Genomic DNA, 18,423 nt, shown 5'->3' on the forward strand with positions numbered 1-18,423 from the left:
TTTATAGTTTTCTTTAACCAATTATATGATATAATAAAAAAGTTGCAAAGAAAAGTGGGAATTTACTCGAGAAAGGAATTTGTATAAATGACTAATAGAAGAGAAGACGTTCGTAATATAGCTATCATCGCTCACGTTGACCATGGTAAAACAACACTAGTAGATGAGTTATTAAAACAATCAGGAATATTCCGTGAAAATGAACAAGTAGATGAAAGAGCAATGGATTCTAACGATATTGAGAGAGAACGCGGTATCACAATCCTTGCTAAAAATACAGCAGTGAATTATAAAGACAATCGAATTAATATTTTAGATACACCAGGACATGCTGACTTCGGTGGAGAAGTAGAGCGTATCATGAAAATGGTTGATGGTGTTGTACTTGTAGTAGATGCTTATGAAGGAACGATGCCACAAACACGTTTCGTATTGAAAAAAGCATTAGAGCAAAACTTAAAACCAGTTGTAGTTGTAAATAAAATTGATAAACCAGAAGCACGTCCAGAAGGCGTAGTAGATGAAGTATTAGACCTATTTATCGAGTTAGAAGCTTCTGACGAACAATTAGATTTCCCAGTCGTTTACGCGTCAGCTGTAAATGGTACTGCAAGTTTAGATGCAGAAAAACAAGATGAAAACATGCAATCTTTATACGAAACAATTATCGATTATGTACCAAGCACCAGTTGATAACAGAGACGAACCATTACAATTCCAAATCGCGCTATTAGACTATAGTGATTATCTAGGACGTATTGGTGTAGGTCGTGTGTTCCGAGGAACAATGCGTGTAGGTGACAGTGTATCTTTAATTAAATTAGACGGAACTGTTAAAAACTTCCGTGTAACAAAAATCTTTGGTTTCTTCGGATTAAAACGTGAAGAAGTTGAGGAAGCATATGCTCGGCGATTTAATTGCTGTTTCAGGAATGGAAGATATTAACGTTGGTGAAACAGTAACGCCAAGTGACCACCAAGATGCACTTCCTGTATTAAGAATTGATGAACCAACACTTGAAATGACATTTAGAGTTAACAATTCACCATTTGCAGGCCGTGAAGGTGATTATGTAACATCTCGTCAAATTCAAGAACGTCTTGATCAACAATTAGAAACAGACGTTTCATTAAAAGTTACGCCTACTGAAACTCCAGATAAATGGATTGTTGCAGGTCGTGGTGAATTACATTTATCAATCTTAATAGAAAACATGAGACGTGAAGGCTTTGAATTACAAGTATCTAAACCTCAAGTTATTTTAAAAGAGATTGATGGTGTGAAATGTGAACCGTTTGAACGTGTACAATGTGAAGTGCCGCAAGAGTATACAGGTCCTGTAATCGAGTCATTAGGCCAACGTAAAGGTGAAATGCTTGATATGGTTACAACAGATAATGGCTTAACACGCATTCTCTTTATGGTTCCGGCTCGTGGTTTAATTGGTTATACTACAGAATTTATGTCTCAAACTCGTGGTTATGGTATTATTAACCATACATTTGAAGAATTCAGACCACGTGTTAAAGGTCGTATCGGTGGCAGAAGAAACGGTGCACTTGTATCTCTTGATCAAGGTAAAGCTAGTGCTTATGCAATTATGGGCTTAGAAGACCGTGGTACAAACTTCATGGAACCTGGTACTGAAGTATATGAAGGTATGGTTGTTGGTGAACATAACCGTGATAATGACTTAACAGTTAACGTTACAAAAGAAAAAAACCAAACAAACGTACGTTCTGCTAATAAAGACCAAACTGTAAGTATGAAACGCCCAAGAATTTTAACTTTAGAAGAAGCATTACAATTTATCAATGACGATGAACTTGTAGAAGTTACACCAGAAAATATCCGTATTAGAAAAACAGTTCTAGAAAAATCAGCACGTGAAAAAGAATCTAAACGTGTCAAACAAATGATGCAAGATAATGAATAATTAAATAAGATTTAATAAAAGAACCAAACTAGATAATAATTTCTAGTTTGGTTCTTTTATTTTAGAATTGGCATCTAAGATACCACGATTAAGTAAATTAAATATATATTGTTACTAACAACATATGTACATGATGTTTTATAACATATAAAAATAGCTAATCATTTAACAATTTGAGTCGCATTTTGTTACGGCTCATAATTATTGAATAATTAGCTATTATAATTATAAAGTTAGTTTATTAAATTGATGTGATAGAAAACTATGTGTTAAAGATGATTATAAGTCGTTACTTGATTGCGCTGTTTAGGTGTATCAAGTCTACTTTTACACTCATCACACATAAATGTGTGCATCGGATCATTTCTAAGTCTTTTCGCTTCTAATGTATTTTGATCGATAAATACTTCCATATCACAAATAATACATTGAACTTTTTTCATATTTAGATCACCTCAATATGAGTAACATATGCAAATTGGTAAGAATAACCTTCATTTGGAATGTAAACAAAGCTATCTACGCTATAGTCATCATATAATCTTTTACCATCTTTAGCGAATTGGAAAAAGAGGTAAGGTAATAAGTCAATCGGAACCTCGATAGCATCATTTTCATTATATAAACGGATTGCTTTTGCCGAATCATGTGGTTCAAGCATTTTTGAAAAAAGGTGCCATATTGATAACAAATGATTGTTCCAATACTGCACGTCTTTTATATTTTATTTCAGAATTTAAAGTTGGTGGATTAGTTTGACCTTCCAAAATTGCACGATTCCATTCACGGTTATCGTCAAAATTGATTGGTTTTGTACCGTCAAATACACCTTTTTCTAAATCTTCAATTTGTACTTTTCTATCATCAAAAATCCAAGTTGTACTATCTAATGATATTGGAAATTTAACTGCGCCCTTAATTTGAATCATAGTCCCACTCCTATTTGTATATCTTATCTATCTTTATAACAAAAATATGTAAAAATGAATTTTTTGTGAATATTTTTCACTTGTAAGTGAACATTTCATATACGCATTGTACTATAAAATTCGTGTTGAAATAAAACGTTTACACAACAGATGCCGGCAGGCTGACGATTCCATAAATAAATATATTTGAGATAAAGATTTCTTTAATATCAATATTATCACAAATAACACGGTTTAGTATATTAAGGAATTCACTTGCTTTTTATGAATCAGTAAGATACACTTCTACATATAAAGTTACAATTGATAGGGGGAGTATGTCATGGTAAAGAACCAAAAAATGAACAGTGCGGCATATGACCAATTGAATAAAGATGCTGATAGGATTCTCCAACTTATAAAAGTACAAATGGATAATCTGACGTTACCTCAATGCCCGTTATATGAAGAAGTACTCGATACTCAAATGTTTGGATTGCAAAAAGAAGTAGATTTTGCTGTTCAACTCGGTTTAGTCGATATAGAAGTGGGCAAAGATTTAATGCTACGATTAGAAAAAGAACTTTCTAAATTGCATGACGCATTTACTAATGTTTAATATGGTTAAATAAATAGAATTTTTAGCTGGAAAGAGTTTAACCAGACTTTAAAATTACACACAACTTGTATAAGTAGTAACTTCAAAACTACATAACATATTTCAGAGTGGCTGGGACATCAATATATTGTTGATTGCATCGCAGCCATTTTCTTTTGTTTAAAATAGACAAATGACGAAATTAATGGTTAAAATAATGGTATTTAGTGTTATATTTGTTCGAAATATTAGAGTAATGTTTGATATAATGTTAAAAGTGTAATTTATTTTTTATGAAACAGACCCAATATCTTAAGACGATTTACAACAATAAATATCGTTTTAAAGTTACGAATTTGAGCTGGTAATGATAAATGATATTAATAATTAGAATTGGATGATATGTCAAATGAATAACATAAAACAATTTTTTCGATATATTGGTAGAAATGCCAAATTTATTGATTATCCGTTAGTAATTACATATATTTTATTATGTCTAATAGGCTTAGTAATGGTATATAGCGCAAGTATGGTTGCGACTACAAAAGGTTCATTGACAGGTGGCGTTCCAGTGACTGGGACTTACTTTTATACAAGACAATTAATGTATGTAATCATGAGTTTAATTCTTGTCTTTTTCATGGCATTCTTTATGAATGTCAAATTCCTTGAATCCATCAGATTTCAGAAATGGATGATGATGATAATGGTTGGTTTACTCTTAGCCACTTTACTTGTAGGAAGTAATATTAATGGTTCGAAAAGTTGGCTCAATTTAGGTTTTATGAACCTACAAGCTTCGGAACTATTGAAAATTGCAATCATTGTATATATACCTTATATGATAGAAAAGAAACGACCGAAAGTTTTTAAAGAACCAAAAATATTAGCATCACCGATTATTTTGGCATCAATTTGTATAGCACTTGTACTTTTACAAAGAGATGTAGGACAAACGCTATTAATTTTAATTATCTTCTTTTCAATCATATTTTATGCAGGTATTGGTGTTCAAAAATCACTCAAATATGGTTTGATGATTTTGTTCGGTGTAGTTATTATAGGCTCACTGTTCTTACTATTAGGATTAGTTCCAGATTACTTGACTGCCCGTTTTAGTACATTAACAAATCCATTTAGTAATGAAGAAGGTACTGGGTATCATATCTCTAACTCCTTGATTGCAATCGGAAATGGTGGACTGTTTGGACGAGGGTTAGGTAATAGTATTATGAAATTAGGATACTTACCAGAGCCACATACTGATTTTATCTTTTCGATTATTGCTGAAGAGTTAGGCTTGGTAGGTCGCGTCGTCGTGATATGCTTACTATTCTTTATAGTTTACAGAGCATTTGAACTAGCAAATAAAACTAACTCTTACTTTTACAAGTTGGTTTGTGTAGGTATTGCAAGTTATATCGGTAGTCAAACATTTGTTAACTTAGGTGGTATTTCAGGTACAATTCCGTTAACAGGTGTGCCATTACCATTCATAAGCTTTGGTGGCTCTTCAATGATTAGTTTAAGTATCGCTATGGGTCTACTGCTAATTACAGCGAAACAAATTAAAATCGAAGAATTAAGAAAGAAAAAAGCAAATAAAATTAACAATAATCCAGGGATCTCCAGAAAATCATAAGTTAGTTTGTTATGGTAGTTATGATATAAAAAATGTAATTTGTAAAAGCAAACGTTACAACAGTAAAATGTTGAAAACGTTTGCTTATTTTTATAATTAGACATCTTAATTTTGAAAAACTTAGTGTTTTTAAAGTTAATGATAATAAAAAGTTATCAATTTTAATAATTTTTTATTATAGTTAAGCTATGATATAATTCCATAGAAATGCGCGTATACTACAGTGTTTAGAGACTATCACAGACGGATAAAATTTTATCTATCAGTGATCACAATTCAACCGTTTAAGTAGTTATTCTAGAATATACGAACAAACTTTTATTTGTATACATTGTTCGCATTTTGCTATAATGGTTTCTATATCAAACTTTTTAGAAAATTCAAATTTTAAGGGGGACCATGTTGTGAAAAAAATAAATAAACTTATGGTAGCCAATCGTGGAGAAATAGCAATAAGGATTTTTAGAGCAACAACTGAGTTAAATGTACAAACAGTTGCGATTTATTCAAATGAAGATAAAGGGTCTTTACATAGATATAAAGCGGATGAATCATACTTAGTAGGCGAAGATTTAGGTCCTGCAGAATCATATTTAGATATTGAACGCATTTTAGAAGTGGCGAAACGTGCCGATGTAGATGCAATTCATCCTGGTTATGGTTTTTTAAGTGAAAATGAAACATTTGCACGCAGATGTCAGGAAGAAGGCATCAAATTTATTGGGCCTCGTGTGGAGCATTTAGATATGTTTGGGGACAAAGTTAAAGCAAGATCAACAGCAATTAAAGCAGATTTAAGAGTTATCCCAGGTACTGATGGACCGATTGATAATCAAAAAGATGCTATAGCTTTTGCAAATGAAGCAGGCTATCCACTTATGATTAAAGCAACAAGTGGTGGCGGTGGTAAAGGCATGCGTATCGTCCATGCAGAAGATGAATTAGAGGACGCATTCCACCGTGCTAAGTCTGAAGCTGAAAAATCATTCGGTAATAGTGAAGTATATATTGAAAAATACATTGATAATCCAAAACATATAGAAGTTCAAATTATCGGAGATGAACATGGCAATATCGTACACTTGTATGAACGTGATTGCTCTGTGCAACGACGTCATCAAAAAGTAGTGGAAGTAGCGCCTTCTGTTGCATTGTCTGATGATTTAAGAGAACAAATTTCTGATGCTCGCGATCCAACTTATGGAAAATATAAAATATGTTAACGCAGGTACTGTAGAATTCTTAGTATCAGGAGATGAGTTCTATTTCATAGAAGTGAACCCACGTGTGCAAGTTGAACATACAATTACTGAAATGGTTACAGGTGTGGATATTGTTAAAACTCAAATACTTGTAGCAGACGGCGAAGTATTATTTGATGATGAAATTAGTATGCCAAAACAAAAAGATATTCAAACGTTAGGATACGCTATACAATGTCGTATTACTACTGAAGATCCTACAAATGATTTCATGCCTGATACGGGTAGAATTATAGCTTATCGTTCAAGTGGCGGCTTTGGGGTTAGATTAGACGCTGGTGATGGTTTCCAAGGTGCAGAAATTTCACCATATTATGATTCATTACTTGTGAAACTATCTACGCATGCGATGTCATTTAAACAAGCAAATGAAAAAATGGATCGTTCGTTACAAGAAATGAGAATACGTGGCGTTAAAACCAATGTGCCATTCTTGATTAATGTGATGAGACATGAACAATTTAAAACAGGCGATTATACAACGAAATTTATCGAGAAAACGCCAGAACTTTTTGATATAGCACCAACACTTGACCGTGGTACAAAAACACTAGAATATATAGGTAATGTTTCAATAAATGGTTTCCCTAATGTCGAAAAACGACCAAAGCCAATTTACGAAGTATCTCCAATTCCGAAGATTGCTAAAAAAGAAGTTGATCAATTAGAAGGTACTAAGCAACTATTAGACGCACAAGGACCTAAAGCAGTTGCAGATTGGTTAAAACAACAAGAAGACGTATTAATTACAGACACAACATTTAGAGATGCACATCAATCATTACTTGCTACTCGTGTACGTACGAAAGATATGATGAACATTGCTTCTAAAACTGCAGATGTAATGAAAGATAGCTTTTCATTAGAGATGTGGGGTGGTGCAACATTCGATGTCGCATTTAACTTCTTAAAAGAAAACCCGTGGGAAAGATTGGAAAGATTGAGAAAAGCTGTTCCAAATGTACTATTCCAAATGTTACTACGTGCTTCTAATGCAGTTGGTTATAAAAACTACCCTGACAACGTAATTAAAAAGTTTGTCAAAGAGAGTGCGGACAGCTGGAATTGATGTATTCCGCATATTTGATTCATTAAACTGGGTAGATCAAATGAAAATAGCAAACGAAGCAGTACAAGAAGCAGGTAAAATTTCGGAAGGTGCAATTTGTTATACAGGCGATATTTTGAATCCGAATCGTTCTGACCTGTACACGTTAGAATATTATGTGAATATGGCGAAAGAACTTGAGAGAGAAGGATTCCATATTTTAGCGATTAAAGATATGGCCGGCTTATTGAAACCTAAAGCTGCGAACGAGTTAATTGGAGAATTAAAAGCCGCAGTAGATTTACCTATCCATCTGCATACACATGATACAAGTGGCAATGGCATACTTGTTTACAAACAAGCGATAGATGCTCGGCGTAGATGTCATTGATACTGCTGTAGCGTCAATGAGTGGCTTAACAAGTCAACCAAGTTCTAATTCGTTATATTATGCATTAAACGGTTTTGGTAGAAATGTGCGTGCAGATATTGATGGCATGGAAGAATTATCTCATTATTGGGGTACAGTGCGTCAGTATTATAGTGATTTTGAAAGTGATATTAAATCACCTAATACTGAAATTTACCAACACGAAATGCCAGGTGGACAATATTCAAACTTAAGTCAACAAGCTAAAAGTTTAGGGCTGGGCAATAGATTTAATGAAGTGAAAGAAATGTACAAACGTGTCAACTTCTTATTTGGCGATATTGTAAAAGTAACACCTTCTTCTAAAGTAGTAGGTGATATGGCTCTATACATGGTACAAAATGATTTAGATGAACAAACTATCATCGATGATGGTTATAAATTAGATTTCCCTGAATCTGTTGTATCGTTCTTTAAAGGGGAAATTGGCCAACCAGTAAGTGGCTTTAATAAACAATTGCAAAAAGTCATCTTAAAAGGTCAAACAGCTTTAACAGATAGACCAGGTGAATACCTAGAGCCTGTTGATTTTGAAGCGGTTAGAAAAGAATTAGAAGAGAAACAAGAAAGAGAAGTTACAGAACAAGATATAATCAGTTATGTGTTATATCCAAAAGTTTATGAACAGTTTATCTCAACGCGAGAACAATTTGGTAATGTATCATTATTAGATACGCCAACGTTCTTCTTTGGTATGAGATCTAACGAGACGGTAGAAATTGAAATTGATACAGGTAAGAGACTCATCATCACACTTAAGACGATTACAGAGCCAGATGAAAAAGGTATTCGTACAATTTTCTATGATATGAATGGTCAAGCACGTCGTATCTTCATTCAAGATGAAAACGTCAAGGCAAGTGAAAGTGTGAAACCAAAAGCAGATAAATTAAATCCAAATCATATCGGAGCTCAGATGCCAGGTTCAGTTACTGAAGTCAAAATTTCAGAAGGCGAATCTGTTACGAGCGGTCAAGCTTTATTAATTACAGAAGCAATGAAAATGGAAACAACAATCCAATCACCATTTGATGGTGTGGTTAAGAAGGTTACAGTTCAAAGTGGAGAAGCAATCCAAACAGGTGACTTATTGATTGAAATTGAAAAAGAACCAGTAGATTAAATTAATTATTGTACAATTAAACAGCCGTCAGGTTCCCCTAAATAGGAATCTGACGGCTGTTTTATGTTGGAATTTTTAAAATGTAAGCACAAATAAAAATAAATATATGTAACGCAATTAATGAAAAAACGCTATTTGTAAGAAGGAATAGATATTGATATCAATGCAGTAAGGTGTACTTAATGAATAATATCTATAAAAAAAACCAAATGCCATTTCAAGCATTTGGTTTGTCTAAGTACTTTTTTGTTTATTAACCAATAAAAATTATTTATCCGCCACTTCGAATTGTTCGAAGCATTAGTACTATAAAGTATGCGATTAAGCCAAACAATATAGTAATAAATAGCGCATGTAACAAAGCAATGAATAGATTAACATTTGTCATCATAGATAAAGCACCTGTAATAACTTGTAAAACGACTAAGACAAAGGCGACTGTATAACCAAAACGTATTGTACGATTATGGCTATAATTTTTTACTGCATGGATAAATGTAAGTAATATCCAAATGAAAGCAATTAAAGCCATACCTCTATGCGTAAAGTTTACCCAGTCTTGTACATTATGCGGTATGATATCGTCAAATGGCAGTGGCCATTTACCATATGCTAAGCTGGCTTCTTTGTGTCTTACTAGTGCTCCCGTGTATATAGTTAAATATACAACAATTGCCATAATCCATGTATAAATTCTTAATGGCTTTCTGATAAATAGCTCATCAGCTTCATATTTTCGATCAATTTCAAAAATAATTAAAGTTAAGACAAACACTGATGAGAATGAAATCAATGAAATACCAAAGTGTAAAGCTAACGTATAAGAATTTTGTTGCCACATTACTGTCGCTGCACCAACAAGCGCTTGGATGACTAAGAATCCAACACTTATAATACTTAACGGTTTTACTTCTTTAATATAACCAATATGTTTCCAAGCAACTATCGCTAACCATAAGACAACAAGCATGGATATGCCTGAAACTGCACGGTGACTTAATTCAATCAACGTTTGAATTGGTAAATTTTGAGGTAAAAATGCACCATGACATAATGGCCAGTCAGAGCCACATCCATCTGCTGAACCAGTCTTGGTAACTAAGGCACCACCCAATTGAACAAAAGCCATAATGAGTGTTGCTAAAACAGATAACCATTTTAGGTTTTTTTTGCTAAACAAGAATTAACCCCCCACTTATATGTAAAACTCTTGAGACACTAAATTACATTCAGTTGTAACATCATTTGTCGTAATTATTGTAATTATTAATCTCGAAAAGACATACTTATAAAATTTAAATAAATCTTAACTAACATTATAACAAGAAATATAGATTAAATTGTGTCACAAAAATGACTATTTGTGAAAGTCGTTAAAGTGTCACAAATAACTTTACATAAATGTAGTCAATAACACAAATTTAATATATCATTGTATTATATGAAAAAAATAGGAGGGAAATTATGAACAAAGAACAAACTTTGTCACATAATTCTAGTCGTGTAACTTTTAAAGAGTTACAGCAAATCATCAAAATGGGGCTTGTACAAGGAAACTTACTACCCGCATTTGTCTGGTTCATGGCTTGCAATTGTGTTGGCGAATCATTCCTTCCTCTCGTCAATACCACAAATCTTAATGATGTTGGTGGGCTCTACGTTAATTATGGGGGGCGCATGTGCTTTAAATAATTACTATGATCAAGATATTGACAGTATCATGCCAAGTAAACAACAGAGACCAACAGTTAATGAGAGAATCTCAGAAAGAAATTTATTGATTCTCAGTTTTGGAATGATGCTTATAGGGGAGGCATTACTATTTGCGTTAAACATACCTTCGGGAGTAATTGGCTTGATAGGCATCGTTGGGTATGTTTCATTTTATTCTATTTGGTCTAAACGTCATACAGTTTGGAATACAGTCATTGGTAGTTTTCCAGGTGCAGTGCCACCATTAATTGGTTGGACTGCAATCGAAGGAAACCTCAGTTTGGTAGCAGTAGCACTATTCTTAGTAGTATTCTGTTGGCAACCAGTTCATTTTTATGCGTTAGCAATTAAACGTAAAGATGAATATTCATTAGCAAATATCCCAATGCTACCATCTGTTAAAGGGTTTAGCCGTACGAGAGTGAGCATGTTTATATGGCTTGTATTCTTACTACCACTACCATTTTTACTTAGCACATTAGGCACAACGTTTATTGTGATAGCAACATTGTTAAATTTAGGTTGGGTATATATGTGGTTAACAAGCTTTAAGAAAGATTTAGATCAAACGAAATGGGCGACAAAAATGTTCGTTTATTCATTGAATTATTTAGTAGTATTCTTTGTGCTCGTTGTCGTCGTGTCATTAATTCAAATGTTCTAATAATTAATAATGAGGATGTAATATATGAATTTACCAATTTTACCTACTTTAAGTACAAGTTTTATAGTTATTAGTGCTATCTTAGTTGCAATAGGTTGGCGCAAAATTTGGAAAAGAGAAATCGAAAGTCATAAAAAAGTAATGCTAAGTGCGGCATTTTTTGCACTCGCGTTCTTTATCATTTATGCTTCGAGAACGATTTTCGTTGGTAACACTGCTTTCGGCGGTCCTGATTCAATGAAGATTTATTACACTATATTCTTAGTATTCCATATCAACTTAGCAACAATTGGCGCAATTTTAGGTGTATCACAAATTATCACGGCCTTTAAAGAGAAATTTAAAGTGCATAGATTTGTCGGTCCAATTGCATCAATTGTATGGTTCTTCACTGCAATCACTGGTTTAGCAGTATACGCATTACTTTATGTAATCTATCCTGGCGGAGAAACAACATCGCTAATCAAAGCAACGTTTGGATTATAACTAATGTTTAAATGACTGTTAGTCATTTTACGGAAAGATTTTCGGCATATAATAAAAATGGTAAGCAATCAAATTTTGATTGCTTACCATTTTTTTAGTTACAGTGATATAGTTAATAAACAATAATACTAGAGATTCAGTCTAATTATTCAAGTATCGTATTAAGTGTTTAGCAGTTACAGAATCTTTAGTATCTAATAATCCTTTTGGTTGTCCTTCATATAGTAATTGTCCGCCTTGGCCACCAAGCATAAGGACCGATATCAATAATCCAGTCTGCATGCGTCATCATGGTTAGGTTATGTTCTATAACTACTACTGTGTTGTTGTCATCAATGAGTTGATTAAAACAGTCTAATAATATAGGTATGTCATCTTCATGTAATCCTGTTGTAGGTTCATCGAAGACAAAAGTGTGGTGATTTACAGTACGTGTTAAATATTTACTTAGTTTCACACGTTGAACTTCGCCACCTGACAAGGTATTTAACGTTTGACCTAATGTCATATAATTAAGACCTGTGGATTTTAAAGCATTCAAAGGTGTTGAGATATTGTGTTTTGAATGGAAAAATTCAATTGCTTCATCTACAGTTAGCGCAAGAATATCTGCGATGGAATAACCTGCTACTTTAGCGTCAAGCACTTCTGGTTTATATCTTAGTCCGTTACAAACATCACACGTTTGAGTGAAATCTGGCATAAATGCAAGTTCGGTTTTTAAAATACCTTTACCATGGCACTCTGGACAAGCGCCTTCTGAATTATAACTAAACATAGATTTTTTTAATCCTGTTTCTTCACTGAAATAGCTTCGAACTTCATCAAATATATTTAAATAAGTGAGTAAGTTAGAACGACTTGAAGCATGCACAGGTTTTTGATCAATAAAAATAGTGTCTTGTAACTGCTCTAATCCTTCATGAATTAAAGAACTTTTGCCGGAACCCGCGACACCAGTCACTACAGTCATAGCCTCTTCTGGTATTTGAGTTGAAATATTTTTCAAATTATTACGAGATATATTAGATAGCTTAATAAAATGTTGGCGCTTTCTAGGTTGTGATTTAAGCTTATGCATTCTTCGTAAGGCAACGCCTGTACTGGTAGTTGATTTTAATAAAGCATTATAAGACCCAGTAAATGTAATCTCGCCACCATTTTTTCCAAGCAAGTGGGCCTAAATCTATGACATGGTCAGCAATACGTATAACATCAGGGTCATGTTCAACGACCAACACAGTATTACCTTTGTCTTTTAAAGATTGTATGATTTCATTTATACGTTGTATGTCATCAGGATGTAAACCAACACTAGGCTCATCTATAATGTACACTAAATCACTTAAAGGGCTATTAAGGTGTCTTATTAATTTAATGCGCTGTGATTCACCACCTGAAAGCGTGGTAGTTTCTCTAGATAAAGTTAAGTAATTAAGCCCAATATAACTTAAAGATTGTAACTGTTGTTGTAGTGGTTTAATGATGACACGCGCTTTATCTGAATGAATGTTTTTAATGAAATCTAATGCATCATCAATGGATAATTGAGTGAAATCTGCGATGTCAAAACCATTAATTTTACATTTTAAAATATCTGGATGTAATCTTTTTCCATGACATTTCGGACATTCTTTTGAAGTCACGACACGATCTATGGCTTCTCTAAATTTATTTTTTTCAAAATTATCATTGAGTAAAAAAGAACGTCTGAAGCGATGAATTAAACCTTCGAATTTGGCTGTCTTAGGCCAATTATCAGGCGGGTTTTTCAGTTTAGTAGGCTTTGTGTACAGCAACGTATCAAGTTCTGCTTGTGTATAATCTTTTAATTTTTTATCATTATCAAATAACCCTGTATATAAATAACGCTTTCCTCTCCAACTATCTGGTCTAAAAGAGGGGAATCGTATCGCATCTTCATTTAAAGATTTATTAAAATCTAACAACTCATTTAAATCTATGTCCTCCACATATCCTAGACCTGAGCATGTATCGCACATTCCTTTAGGATTGTTAAATGAGAATATGTCAGAGTAACCCACAAAAGGTTCTCCGATTCGAGACCATAATAATCTCACTGAAGCGTATATATCAGATATTGTTCCTACTGTTGAACGTGAATTACCACCTAGTCGTTTTTGGTTGATAATCATCGCAACTGGTAGGTGTTCAATCAAATCTACTTTTGGTTTTGAATATTGAGTTAATTGATGTTGTATATATGTAGAATATGTCTCGTTTAAAAGACGTTCTGACTCGGCGACAATTGTATTAAATACTAATGAAGATTTTCCTGAACCTGAGCGACCAGTAAAAACCGTTATTTGATGCTTTGGTATATCGACAGAAATATCTTTTAAATTGTTTTGCTTTGCGCCGTGAATACGAATTGTTGTCATGACTTTCACCTCTCAATTATAACTATACCCGAAAAAAGATGATGTATCACTTGTATCGCTGAATCGTAAAAATGTGTATTTTGAATGACCTGTGCTAATCTTAACAAAGAATTTACAACGACATACCTTGCTTGTGACATAATGAAACATGTACAATAAATGAAAGTAATATATAGGTGGGTGAGCGATGAAAAAACTAATAATTAAAATTATTGGTGTATTATTATTAATTTGTTTTTTAATTTATCTATTTTACTCACCGCGTTTAAAGTTTGACGTACTCGAAAATCCTAATAAAGATTCAACTAAAACGACACAAAATAAGGATGCTCAAAAAACTGAGACAAACGCTGAAAACCCGAAACCTAAAAAGGGTGTGAGTACGTGGGTTGGTCAAAGCTTAGATGAATTAACTGATAAATATGGTCAAGCTGATCGAGTTTATCCATATAAAAATAATTTTAAAAACTATGTGTTTAAGCAAAAAGATAAATATTATTTGATTACTACTAAAAAAGGGATCATTAAATCTGTTTATGCAACAGGTAAAGATGCTAATGTAAATCCAATAAAAATACAGGACGATGCGTCACACGTTTTTGAAAAATATAGTATTAATCCAGAACCAACGATTTCTGTTAATGGTAAGCAATATGAATTAGAGCTATCTGATTCAGATATGAAAACACAAGCATTAATTAAATTTGAAGATATGTATGCGCAAGTTTACATAGATCAACAATCTAATGAGGTTGTAGCAGTTAGATATTTAGATAGTGAAGCTCTGGCAGCATTTAAACCCTATCAAATGTTATCTACCAAAGAAGATAAAGAGGTTAAAAGTAAATATAGTAATATCACTTATGAGCAAAACTCAAATCAGCTGACAACACTTTATGAAATTACAAATGAAATGAGAAAGTTAAAAGATGCCAAGCCATTAAAAGTTAATAATCATTTAACGCATATTGCCTCATTTAACTTGTATGAAGCAATTGGTACTGATAGTGTTGAATTTACTGAAGATGCTTTAAAACAACAGCTCAATGAGCAAGAGGTGCCATTTGTATCTGCTAGTCAAAATGTTGGCTATGACTTCAACGAAGTGCCAACGTTAATACATAGTTGGCTCAACTCAGATATTCATAGATCAAGGATGTTAAACTCTAAATATAATGAAATGGGTGGCGAAGTAACAAATGGTTACTACACAATTATTTTTGTTGAAGATAAATAGAAAGGAGATTTGTAACGATGATTACTGAAGAAACATTAACAGTGCTTGATGAAATTGAAGCGCTTAGTGATAAAATACTTGAATCAAGATTATATAAAGAATATAAAGAGGCTGAACAACAGTTAGCGGATAATGATGAAGCACATTTACTATACCAAGCATTTTTGAAATCAAAAGATAAGTATGATGAAATTATGCGTTTTGGTAAATACCACCCTGATTACCAAACGGTGATGCTAGATACACGTAAACGTAAACGGGCTTATGAAATGTCGCCAGTTGTAATGGATTTTAAACAAAAAGAAGTCTTATTACAGGATTTAATAGATGAGGTGATTGTTAAAATTGCATACGCTGTTTCTGAAAATGTAAAAATTGAAACAGGCAATCCATTTTTCCAAAAAGATGCAAGTGGCTGTGCTACAGGTGGATCATGTAGCTGTTCACTTTAAGCTGAATTTTTAGAGTCATTAATAATAAATATTGAAAAAGCTGGGACGCCTCATTGAGGTTTCCCAGCTTTATTATGACGCATGCGTTGCTACTGATAAGTATGTTTAAATCGTTCTGCTAAATCGGGTCTGTCAGTAACAAGTGTATGCGCACCATTAAAAATCAAATCATTCATTAAGTCGAGATTATTCACCCCATAATAACCTGGGATGATATCACGCGTGTTAAGCCACTGAATGAATTTTGGTGAAGTTAGTTTAATACCTTTGAAAGAAACAGGCATTTGGAAAGTGTGCGCACGTGGCTGAAAGGTATCGCCTAGACCTAAATAGAACTTTAAGAAGCCTTCTGCCACTTCATTTTGGCCTGCGCCAATAGCTACAGTGCCATTACTTATTATATTAAACCGTTCAATTTGTTTACCGTGGAAACTTGTTACTAATACGCGATCTTGAGCATTATTAGCAACAATATCCTCAAATATAATTTCTGGTACAAGATGACCATGTTCACTTTCAGGATCGTCTTTTAAATCAACATTAATCAATTGATTTGGATATAATTTAAGTAATTCATCAAAAGATAAAATATAAGCATCTTTGTGACCTCGATAAGGTTTATGACCGTTTATATCTACAAAATGATATCCTGAATCTAACTGTTTTATCTCTGCTAAAGTATGTTCTGATACTTTACCTGAACCGTTAGTCGTACGATCCACATCTACATCATGGAAAACGATGAGTTTTCGATCTTTTGTAAGTCTCACATCTGTTTCAAATCCATCAATCCCGTGTGCTCATTGCATTATCAAAAGCAAGTTTAGTTTGCTCTGGTCTTACAGCCATACCACCACGATGGGCAAATATATATGGTGCAGGTTTAGAAAAGAAAGATGGTATACTTTGATTATTCGGTTTAGCTTTATATTTAGTAATTAATAACACGCTACCGACTAAACCTAGCGTACTTAAAAATCCGCCCTTAATTAATTTATTAATTTTTGTCACGAGCAATCCTCCTCAGTTTTGAGTATATAAAGTAATATAGCAAATGTTTGTGATACATCAAAATAATTGTTATTTATAAAAAGAAAAAGACATGATATTATATAATGGCTAATAATTGGAGTGAAAAAAATGAACACTATAGCTAGAACAAGTTTGATAATTTATTTAAAACATATGAAACACGAAAGACAAGTAAGGAAATTTGGTCATATCGTAAGTGTAAATAGACAACAACGCTATGTCGTAATGTATATAAATGAAGAAGAAGCGGATCAAATTGTTGAGAAATTAATGAAGCTTAAATATGTGAAAAATATTGAAGGTTCGCCCTATAAATATTTAAAAAAGGTTTATGAAAAAGAACAGCATGAAATATCTTGATTCAAAAGTTTTAAAAGCTTTATTTTTGTATCCAATCGATAGAAATCTAGCTAATGACTTAATATAGGGCAGTTAAACAAGCCACAATAGTACAATTATAGTCTACAGTGGCTTGTTTTATTCAATTATTGCAATGGTGGAATCCATCGTTGCAGTCTTAAAACGCTGATTAAGTAATTAAAATATAAATCGATGTCGTGGAAAGTGTCACTTGGTTGTACATCTACCTCTTTGATATCTATATTGTATAGTCTTGCTTGCTCATTGATTAATTCAAACTTTTTGTTTGAATTAGGATAGGGATAATTTAAAGCATTAACCATGATATACATAGCTTGGAAGTGATTTTCACTTGTAGGATGCATAATGATTGCTACTGAAGAAGGCTTTTTTTCGAAAGTAGCAGTGTGGAAATACACAATATGGTCGATACGTTTGAAATTATATGCTATTAAAGTGTTAAATTCGAATAAGTCTGTGAGGCCTTCGCCTAATTTTATAAATGATTGTTTCAATATTGTAACCTCCTATCGTGCAGTATGCATTATATAAAATTTGATTTAAGAATGGAAGTGTTAATAATATGAGAGTGATTTCAGGAATACATAAAAGTAAAGCACTAGAGAGTTTAGAAGGGCGCAATACAAGACCTACGATGGATAAAGTGAAAGAGGGTATTTTTAATAGTCTTCATGAAGTTTCAGGTATAGGTTTAGATTTATATGCGGGTAGTGGGTCTTTAGGTATCGAAGCTTTGTCTCGTGGTATTGATAAAATGATTTTTGTAGATCAAAATTTTAAAGCTGTTAAAGTGATTAAAGCAAATTTAAAAAATTTAAATATAGAATCGCAAACTGAAGTATATAAAAACAATGCAGACCGTGCGTTGAAAGCACTTTCGAAACGTGATATTCAATTTGATGTAATTTTTTTGGACCCACCATATGAAAAAGGACTTATAGATGAAGCGTTGGAAGAAATCGCAAAGTTTAATTTATTAAAAGAAAGTGGTATTATCGTTTGTGAGTTCAATCATCACGAAAAAATTAATACAGACCCTTTCCATGTGATAAAGCGTTATCATTATGGACTGACAGACACTTTGTTATTAGAAAAAGGAGATTAA

At 33.0% G+C, this 18,423-nt stretch carries 10 protein-coding genes and 6 pseudogenes; 10 read left to right on the forward strand and 6 right to left on the reverse strand.

The window, feature by feature from the left end; all coding sequences use genetic code 11:
• Positions 1–87 precede the first annotated feature (87 nt).
• A pseudogene (typA, locus tag ABLV90_RS09295) lies at positions 88–1,937 on the forward strand (translational GTPase TypA).
• A 269-nt stretch (positions 1,938–2,206) separates the two neighbouring features.
• Here typA and ABLV90_RS09300 read toward each other — a convergent pair.
• Entirely contained in the window at positions 2,207–2,380 is a 174-nt protein-coding gene (locus ABLV90_RS09300) for a DUF2197 domain-containing protein (RefSeq protein ID WP_081325282.1), read from the reverse strand.
• A gap of 2 nt (positions 2,381–2,382) precedes the next feature.
• Positions 2,383–2,866 (reverse strand): annotated as a pseudogene (locus ABLV90_RS09305) (hypothetical protein).
• A 322-nt stretch (positions 2,867–3,188) separates the two neighbouring features.
• Between ABLV90_RS09305 and ABLV90_RS09310 the strand changes: the two are divergent.
• From ABLV90_RS09310 to ABLV90_RS09320, 3 genes and pseudogenes are all read left to right on the forward strand, one after another.
• Positions 3,189–3,464: an Fpa/YlaN family protein gene (locus tag ABLV90_RS09310; protein WP_069832442.1), complete on the forward strand. Its 276-nt coding sequence runs from the start codon at positions 3,189–3,191 to the stop codon at positions 3,462–3,464.
• Positions 3,465–3,852: 388 nt separating this feature from the next.
• On the forward strand, positions 3,853–5,088 hold the full coding sequence (ftsW, locus tag ABLV90_RS09315; RefSeq protein WP_460872532.1) for a cell division peptidoglycan polymerase FtsW: 1,236 nt from the start codon (positions 3,853–3,855) through the stop codon (positions 5,086–5,088).
• Positions 5,089–5,492: 404 nt separating this feature from the next.
• Positions 5,493–8,951: pseudogene (locus ABLV90_RS09320) on the forward strand (pyruvate carboxylase).
• Between the two features lie 271 nt (positions 8,952–9,222).
• Here ABLV90_RS09320 and ABLV90_RS09325 read toward each other — a convergent pair.
• Positions 9,223–10,131: a COX15/CtaA family protein gene (locus tag ABLV90_RS09325; protein ID WP_460872533.1), complete on the reverse strand. Its 909-nt coding sequence runs from the start codon at positions 10,129–10,131 to the stop codon at positions 9,223–9,225.
• Positions 10,132–10,415: 284 nt separating this feature from the next.
• Between ABLV90_RS09325 and cyoE the strand changes: the two are divergent.
• Together cyoE and ABLV90_RS09335 are read left to right on the forward strand one after the other, a co-directional pair.
• Positions 10,416–11,328: pseudogene (gene cyoE, locus ABLV90_RS09330) on the forward strand (heme o synthase).
• A 24-nt stretch (positions 11,329–11,352) separates the two neighbouring features.
• Positions 11,353–11,814 (forward strand): DUF420 domain-containing protein, encoded by a 462-nt coding sequence (locus ABLV90_RS09335; protein ID WP_069816359.1) that lies wholly within the window; start codon positions 11,353–11,355, stop codon positions 11,812–11,814.
• A 141-nt stretch (positions 11,815–11,955) separates the two neighbouring features.
• On the opposite strand, the pseudogene ABLV90_RS09340 reads toward ABLV90_RS09335, so the two are convergent.
• Positions 11,956–14,216 (reverse strand): annotated as a pseudogene (locus ABLV90_RS09340) (ATP-binding cassette domain-containing protein).
• A 187-nt stretch (positions 14,217–14,403) separates the two neighbouring features.
• On the opposite strand from ABLV90_RS09340, the gene ABLV90_RS09345 reads away from it, so the two are divergent.
• Positions 14,404–15,453, forward strand: coding sequence for a CAP-associated domain-containing protein (locus tag ABLV90_RS09345; protein ID WP_427704953.1), 1,050 nt, complete (start codon positions 14,404–14,406; stop codon positions 15,451–15,453).
• A gap of 17 nt (positions 15,454–15,470) precedes the next feature.
• Positions 15,471–15,905, forward strand: coding sequence for a YlbF family regulator (locus tag ABLV90_RS09350; protein ID WP_460872534.1), 435 nt, complete (start codon positions 15,471–15,473; stop codon positions 15,903–15,905).
• Positions 15,906–15,994: 89 nt separating this feature from the next.
• Here the strand turns inward: ABLV90_RS09350 and ABLV90_RS09355 are convergent.
• A pseudogene (locus tag ABLV90_RS09355) lies at positions 15,995–16,916 on the reverse strand (glycerophosphodiester phosphodiesterase).
• A 129-nt stretch (positions 16,917–17,045) separates the two neighbouring features.
• On the opposite strand from ABLV90_RS09355, the gene ABLV90_RS09360 reads away from it, so the two are divergent.
• On the forward strand, positions 17,046–17,297 hold the full coding sequence (locus ABLV90_RS09360; protein WP_065337752.1) for a YlbG family protein: 252 nt from the start codon (positions 17,046–17,048) through the stop codon (positions 17,295–17,297).
• A 125-nt stretch (positions 17,298–17,422) separates the two neighbouring features.
• Here the strand turns inward: ABLV90_RS09360 and ABLV90_RS09365 are convergent, their stop codons facing one another.
• Positions 17,423–17,812, reverse strand: coding sequence for a DUF7147 family protein (locus tag ABLV90_RS09365; RefSeq protein ID WP_285322980.1), 390 nt, complete (start codon positions 17,810–17,812; stop codon positions 17,423–17,425).
• 68 nt (positions 17,813–17,880) lie between these two features.
• On the opposite strand from ABLV90_RS09365, the gene rsmD reads away from it, so the two are divergent.
• Entirely contained in the window at positions 17,881–18,423 is a 543-nt protein-coding gene (gene rsmD, locus ABLV90_RS09370) for a 16S rRNA (guanine(966)-N(2))-methyltransferase RsmD (protein WP_427704948.1), read from the forward strand.

The organism is Staphylococcus sp. 2S1, from assembly GCF_046721335.1.
Classification (GTDB): Bacteria; Bacillota; Bacilli; order Staphylococcales; family Staphylococcaceae; genus Staphylococcus; species Staphylococcus equorum_A.

What these genes read in the sequence shown, in the direction of transcription:
- ABLV90_RS09350 (WP_460872534.1), top strand. Translation starts at nt 15,471, where the DNA reads ATGATTACTGAAGAAACATTAACAGTGCTTGATGAAATTGAAGCGCTT.
- ABLV90_RS09360 (WP_065337752.1), top strand. Translation starts at nt 17,046, where the DNA reads ATGAACACTATAGCTAGAACAAGTTTGATAATTTATTTAAAACATATG.
- rsmD (WP_427704948.1), top strand. Translation starts at nt 17,881, where the DNA reads ATGAGAGTGATTTCAGGAATACATAAAAGTAAAGCACTAGAGAGTTTA.
- ABLV90_RS09310 (WP_069832442.1), top strand. Translation starts at nt 3,189, where the DNA reads ATGGTAAAGAACCAAAAAATGAACAGTGCGGCATATGACCAATTGAAT.
- ABLV90_RS09300 (WP_081325282.1), bottom strand. Translation starts at nt 2,380, where the DNA reads ATGAAAAAAGTTCAATGTATTATTTGTGATATGGAAGTATTTATCGAT.
- ABLV90_RS09345 (WP_427704953.1), top strand. Translation starts at nt 14,404, where the DNA reads ATGAAAAAACTAATAATTAAAATTATTGGTGTATTATTATTAATTTGT.
- ftsW (WP_460872532.1), top strand. Translation starts at nt 3,853, where the DNA reads ATGAATAACATAAAACAATTTTTTCGATATATTGGTAGAAATGCCAAA.
- ABLV90_RS09335 (WP_069816359.1), top strand. Translation starts at nt 11,353, where the DNA reads ATGAATTTACCAATTTTACCTACTTTAAGTACAAGTTTTATAGTTATT.